Here is a 6,073-nt window from a genome sequence, read left to right on the forward strand (position 1 = left end):
GTATACCATTGTGCAAAATCAACGTCTCTAGGTGTAATTGCATCATTTTTAATATTATTTTTTGCCATAACTTTCTCCTCTCTTGTACGATAATATTATAACTATTTTTGGGAAAATGAAAAGGATTAATCCAAATCATGATGATAATAATGTGTTATATTCACTTATTTTGTAATATAGAGTCTTGAAAAATAAGGGGATATAGAGAGTGTATTGATTAATGTTTCGTGATAATCTTCCTGTAATGAGTGATCAATGAATAATATATCCTGATGTGAAATCATAGAAGATAAACTATATCCTAAAACAATTATACATAAGCCAAGCATTGAAGAATCCTCCACCAGAGAAAGATGATCCTCTTCTTGAAGATAAAGTTTATTATCAAGTATAAGTTGAAGACGATCATGGGTGATTTGTTTGAGTAAACGGTTAGCAGTATTCATTAACTGCGTGATAAAAGATGTGACATCTTCTTCTAGAGGTATTGTCTGCTTATGAAGTAATGTAAGTATCTTTTGATTATTCAAACATTCTTTCTTCTTATTTTCTATGATGTTTTCATCAACATACATAATAAAAGAATATTTTTGAATGATTTCATCACAGAACTTTTCTGCATGTTTAATCTTCTTCTGTAATGTAAGATATTCTTCTTTGACTTCTTCAATTGCCATAAGTATTTCATGATAATCCTGTTTAAGTGCTGGAAGATGTTTTTCTAATTTATGTAGATAACCTATTTCATCTAAGAGCTTCTTATCCTCCTTATAATGAGATAAATAATCTGTATTTAATATACTGAGTTCTCTAATAAACATTTCTTTAGAAATATCTTCTGTAATATCTAATTCTTTTTTCTTTTCTATAATCTTTTCTATGAGTCTTTGATGACGTACCATATAGGTTGCTTTTTCTAAGCGCTTCTTTTCTAAATCTGTTCTTGTTTTTTCTAATATAGCTTCTTTCTTAAAAAGAAGTTCCCGAGATATTTCTCTTCCTTCTATTAAACAAGGTTTAGGATGATGAAGTGAGCCACATACAGGGCAAGGTGTTCCTTCCTTTAAATCCTTTGCAAGTATACCCGCAATACTATTCATATAATGATGATACATACGCATATAATCATCATTTTCACTACCATAAAGATACACAGCACGTGTATAAGATGCTTCTAAATCAAATAGATGATCCTGTGATATTAAGTATTCATCATAGAGTAAAGATAAAGCATTGAGTCCTTCTCTTCTTTTATCTATTGTCTGTTGTTGCTGCTTTCTGATAGCTGCTTTCTTTTCCATATCATCTAATTCAGTGACTAGTTCAATTTCACGTAATACTTTCTTTTTCTTATCTTCTAGTGATTTTTCTAGTTGATCTAAATGATTGGAATAGAGAGATAGATAAGGCTTATTCTTAGTAATATAAGCACATGCACTCTTATAATCTTCATAACTATTTAAGAAAGCCATTGTGTCATTAATCTGTTCCTCTATCATTTTTGTATCACTCGTCATGACAGATTTTGTAGATAGAAAGGAACGCATAAGTGCCTCTGTAGGTGATTGAATCCAAGTTTCTATAAAAGAAACAGGCATAATAAATTGGTGTAGGAATTGATTATAATTCATATTCAAAATATTGTGGATATGGTGCCTGGCTTCTTCATTTTCTAGATCATCACATCGAAGAATACATCTTCCTGATTGATACACACGTTCAATAGTATGTATGATATTGTTTAGTTCAAATGTAAGATAAACTCTCTTAATAATAATTTCTGTTAAGCCAAAAAAAGCGAATGTGAGACCATTGACGACTGTATTATGATCTTCAATATAATTTATATGATTCTTAAAAGAAGTAAAGTCAGTCTCAACATTCTTATCAAAAGTTTCTATTGTGAGTTGTAATAGGTTCATAATATCCTCCTATTACTATTATAGAAAAAGGAATAGCCTTTTGCTATTCCTTAGTGAGAAAATCCCATTTTTCTACTTCTTTTGTTTTACTTACAACAAGGAAGTGATCTCCTGGCTGAATAATATAATCAGCACTAAAGTCCATTGTCATCTTAGGTGAACCTTGAGGTTTAATACCTACAACGTTCATACCATAAACTCGACGGATATTAACATTAGAAAGTGATTTGCCTTCCCAATCCTTAAGTGTCCTAATTTCTACGATAGAATATTCTTCATCAAGTTCTACTAAATCTACAATAGAACGTCTTAATAAATGTTTAGCAAGCTTATAAGCCATTTCTTTTTCTGTATTAATAACACGATCAGCCCCTACTTTTTCTAGAATGATCTTCTTACGTTTAGTACGTGCTTTCGCAATAACATAAGGGACATTTAATTCCTTTAATAATAAAGTACATGTTACTGCTTCTTCAAAATGTTTAGAAATAGCTACAACAGCCACATCAAATGTATTGATATCAAGTTCTAATAGCTGTTCACGATCAGTAACATCAGCTACGATTGCTTTAGTAACATTGTCTTTAATTCTACTGACACATACTGGATCAATATCTACTGCAAGAACTTCTACTCCGAAGTCTTCTAATGTTTCAGCAAGTGTGCTTCCAAAGATACCTAATCCTAAAATAGCGACCTGTTTTGGTTTATTACTCATGTTTACTCCTCCTAGCCAACAAGTACATCCTCATCTGGATATTTAAATTCTTTTGTATTTTTATCATGTGAACGTTTAGTAAATAAAATCATTAATGAAATAGGGCCAATACGTCCAGCATACATCAAGATAATATCTACGCATTTACCAACTATACTTAATGCAGGTGTAACAGATGCACTCAGTCCTACTGTACCAAATGCTGAGAATACTTCCATTAGGATATTTAAATAATCCTGTTTAGGTTCTGTTATAAGCATAATAGAAGATGAAATAATACAAAGCATTAGTCCAAGGAAAAAGATAGAAAAAGCCCTTACGAGTGTTCTTTTCTTGATACGACGCTGGAATACTGTTGTTTCTTCAATACCACGATAAGTTGTTCTCATTAATAGTAATACAAGTGCAAAAGTAACTGTTTTAATACCACCTGCAGTAGATGCAGGAGAACCACCGATGAACATAAGAGAACACATCAATATTTTTGTGATTCTATTAAGAGAATACATATCCACTGTTGAGAATCCAGCAGTACGTGTAGTGACTGATTGGAAGAATGATACAATAATCTTATCTACTAAATTCATTTTTCCAATCGTTGCAGGATTGTTGAATTCCATTATAAAGAATAATAATGTACCTATAACAACCAACGATACAGTCATCATTAATACTATCTTTGTATGTAGGGCAAAGCTGCCAAATAGATGACGCCACGAAAAGCTTGATGATCTTCTCTTTTCTTTAATATATTTATCATGAATATCTAATACCACAATAAAACCTAGACCACCCATGATAATTTCAAATGGTACGATAAAGTTAATAATTGGATTTGTGTTGTATGCAATAAGTGATGTAGATCCACATAGATCAAATCCAGCATTACAAAATGCACTAATGGAATGCCATATACCATAATATAAGCCTTTAAGAGCACCTAAACGAGGTATAAAAAACATTGAGAAGAATATTAATCCAATCGTTTCTATTGAAACAGTATAAATAAAAATAGTTTTCAAAAGTCTTGGAAGCATACTTAAAGAATTCTGGTTGAGTGCTTCAGTAAAGACAAGTTTTCTACTTAATGTAATTCTTTGTCTTGCAAGAAACAAGAAAAGATATAAGAAAGTTAAGAATCCAAGACCACCAATTTGAACAAGAATAATAAGAACTGTCTGACCAAAGAGGTTATATTGATCCACAACTGTCAAAGGTGATAACCCTGTTACACATACAGCAGATGTTGCAATAAAGAGGTTATCCAAGAAACTTGCAGCTTCTTTCTTATTTGAAAATGGCAAAGAAAGTACTATAGCACCTATTATAATTACTGCAAGAAAAGAAAGTGATACTTTCTTTGGTGCAGAAAGTCGGCCAGAATGCTTTCGCCTAGCTAAAACAATATCTTTCATAACTAAATCTCCTATAATCGCATCTATTCTAACACCAAGATGTGATAAATCCAATACTAGTCTTTCTTAGAGACATAATATTGTGTAATTTCTTTCTTAGAACATTCATAACATACTACTAAAATAGCCCCTGCAAGATCAAGTGCAAGATCCTTCATTGTATCAGCGAGAGCATCATGTCCTTCTAATGGTTCATCATCACTTGATACGATAGTCGCACGTGTAGTTGCCATATATTGCTGGTTATTTGTATGGAAAATGTCATCTACTGTATATTCACATAATTCCCATACCGCCCCTACTGCAAGTGAGAAAGCAACTACAAATATATATAACAATGCACGATGCATAAAAAGGTATTTTCTACGTAGAATAAGCATCTGTAATAGCCATAAAGCGATAAATGAAAGAATAATACCTGAAGTAAAGTGAAGTAATGAATCCCACCAGCCAATCTTTCCATAGAAGTTTAAACCATCTCCTAGCACAAGTCCTAAAAACGCAAAGGCAGTAACACTGATATGTACTTCAACAGGTACTTCAAAGTTTGCGAATTTCTTTAAAAGTCTTGGGGAGATTAAGACAATACTCATCGCAATATATTGTAATAATGAGAAAAACAAGCGAACGCGCATCTTTTCTTTTTTTACATAGAATAAAGCAACCATTGTCGCAATTGCAAGAATAAGTACAATAAACGATAAAATTCTCTTAAAGATTCTAACACGACGTTTTGTTTTTTCACTATATTCAAATTCGTTATTATTCATGAATTTCCCTCCTAGTCTATCTATTATAGCACACTTTACATATTATGAATCTTAATTTCATGTAAAGCAAAAAAACTCCTAGGCGCAAGCCTAAGAGTTCAAGTGAAAATCAATCTTATTCTTTTCCTTCAAGAATTGGAGTTACAGTAGTATTAATGATTTCCTGTAATGTGCTACAAGATCTGTCAAATTTTTCCTGATCAGATTCAGTTAAAGGTAATGTTAAGATTTCACGGATACCTGCTCTATTGATGATTGCTGGAACACCGATATATAAACCTTCATGACCATACTGACCTTCAAGGTAGCATGATAATGGAAGTACTGTATTTTCGTTGTTTAAGATAGCATCTACTAATCTAGCAAGAGACATACCGATACCATAGTAAGTTGCTCTCTTCTTATTGATGATTTCATAAGCAGCATCTCTTACCTGTTCGTAAATTCTCTGTAACTGATCAAATGGTACTTTTCTTTCTTCAACTACTTCAAGAAGTGATTTACATCCGATATAAGAATTTGTCCAAGATACGAATGAGCTATCACCATGTTCACCCATGATATAACCATGAACTGAAGCTGGGTTTACTTCAAAGAAGTTACCAATTTCATATCTTAATCTTGCTGTATCAAGCATAGTTCCTGAACCAAGAACCTGGTATGGATGAAGACCAGTAGCCTTCTGCATTACGTAAGTCATGATATCGCATGGGTTAGAAGCTACTACGATTACACCATTGAATCCTGATTCCTTAATAGACTTACCAACTGAAGCCATGATCTTTGTGTTGATTGCAACTAATTCAAGTCTTGTCTGACCTGGTTTCTGAGCTGCACCAGCAGTTACAACGATAACGTTAGCATCAGTACAGTCAGAATAATCACCTGCATAAACCTTTAATTTACCGTTTGCATATGGTAAACCATGAACTAAGTCCATTGCTTCCCCTTCTGCCTTTTCAGTATTAACGTCAACTAATACAAGTTCATCAATACCTTTGTGGTTCATTAAAGTATAAGCCATACTCATACCTACAAAACCTGTACCAACTAGAACAACTTTACGGTTACCCTGAGCTGGCATATCATTTAAATAATCTGTCATTGCCATAATTTATTTCACTCTCCTATACCTAGAAGTATAGTATAATCATTTCCTAAATACAATAAAATATTTGCTATTTAAATAAAAAATCTGATTCCAATGTGATAATGTCTCAATGTATCCAAGTTGATAATGTCCCAATT

Annotated in this window: 5 protein-coding genes; all 5 read right to left on the reverse strand. The window is 32.4% G+C overall.

Going from position 1 to position 6,073, the window contains the following annotated elements; translation table 11 throughout:
• Positions 1 to 164 precede the first annotated feature (164 nt).
• The 5 genes from ACT8VG_RS06355 to ACT8VG_RS06375 all read right to left on the reverse strand — a co-directional run bounded on the left by ACT8VG_RS06355 (position 165) and on the right by ACT8VG_RS06375 (position 5,936).
• Positions 165 to 1,922, reverse strand: a complete 1,758-nt coding sequence (locus ACT8VG_RS06355) for a hypothetical protein (RefSeq protein ID WP_217106597.1) — start codon at positions 1,920 to 1,922, stop codon at positions 165 to 167.
• A gap of 43 nt (positions 1,923 to 1,965) precedes the next feature.
• Positions 1,966 to 2,640 carry a potassium channel family protein gene (locus ACT8VG_RS06360; protein ID WP_117459830.1) on the reverse strand — a complete coding sequence of 225 codons (675 nt, stop codon included), beginning with the start codon at positions 2,638 to 2,640 and terminating at the stop codon, positions 1,966 to 1,968.
• Positions 2,641 to 2,651: 11 nt separating this feature from the next.
• Positions 2,652 to 4,055, reverse strand: coding sequence for a TrkH family potassium uptake protein (locus ACT8VG_RS06365; RefSeq protein ID WP_226793497.1), 1,404 nt, complete (start codon positions 4,053 to 4,055; stop codon positions 2,652 to 2,654).
• Positions 4,056 to 4,111: 56 nt separating this feature from the next.
• Complete coding sequence (locus ACT8VG_RS06370; RefSeq protein WP_117459834.1) at positions 4,112 to 4,825, reverse strand: hypothetical protein; 714 nt, start codon at positions 4,823 to 4,825, stop codon at positions 4,112 to 4,114.
• Between the two features lie 115 nt (positions 4,826 to 4,940).
• Positions 4,941 to 5,936, reverse strand: coding sequence for an L-lactate dehydrogenase (locus ACT8VG_RS06375; RefSeq protein ID WP_117459836.1), 996 nt, complete (start codon positions 5,934 to 5,936; stop codon positions 4,941 to 4,943).
• Positions 5,937 to 6,073: the final 137 nt, after the last annotated feature.

The sequence above is a fragment of the Catenibacterium sp. genome, assembly GCF_052354645.1.
GTDB classification, from domain to species: Bacteria; Bacillota_I; Bacilli_A; order Erysipelotrichales; family Coprobacillaceae; genus Catenibacterium; species Catenibacterium mitsuoka_A.

Bases quoted from the DNA above. Each gene is read 5' to 3' on its own strand.
- ACT8VG_RS06370 (WP_117459834.1), bottom strand. From the start codon at position 4,825: ATGAATAATAACGAATTTGAATATAGTGAAAAAACAAAACGTCGTGTT.
- ACT8VG_RS06355 (WP_217106597.1), bottom strand. From the start codon at position 1,922: ATGAACCTATTACAACTCACAATAGAAACTTTTGATAAGAATGTTGAG.
- ACT8VG_RS06375 (WP_117459836.1), bottom strand. From the start codon at position 5,936: ATGGCAATGACAGATTATTTAAATGATATGCCAGCTCAGGGTAACCGT.
- ACT8VG_RS06360 (WP_117459830.1), bottom strand. From the start codon at position 2,640: ATGAGTAATAAACCAAAACAGGTCGCTATTTTAGGATTAGGTATCTTT.
- ACT8VG_RS06365 (WP_226793497.1), bottom strand. From the start codon at position 4,055: ATGAAAGATATTGTTTTAGCTAGGCGAAAGCATTCTGGCCGACTTTCT.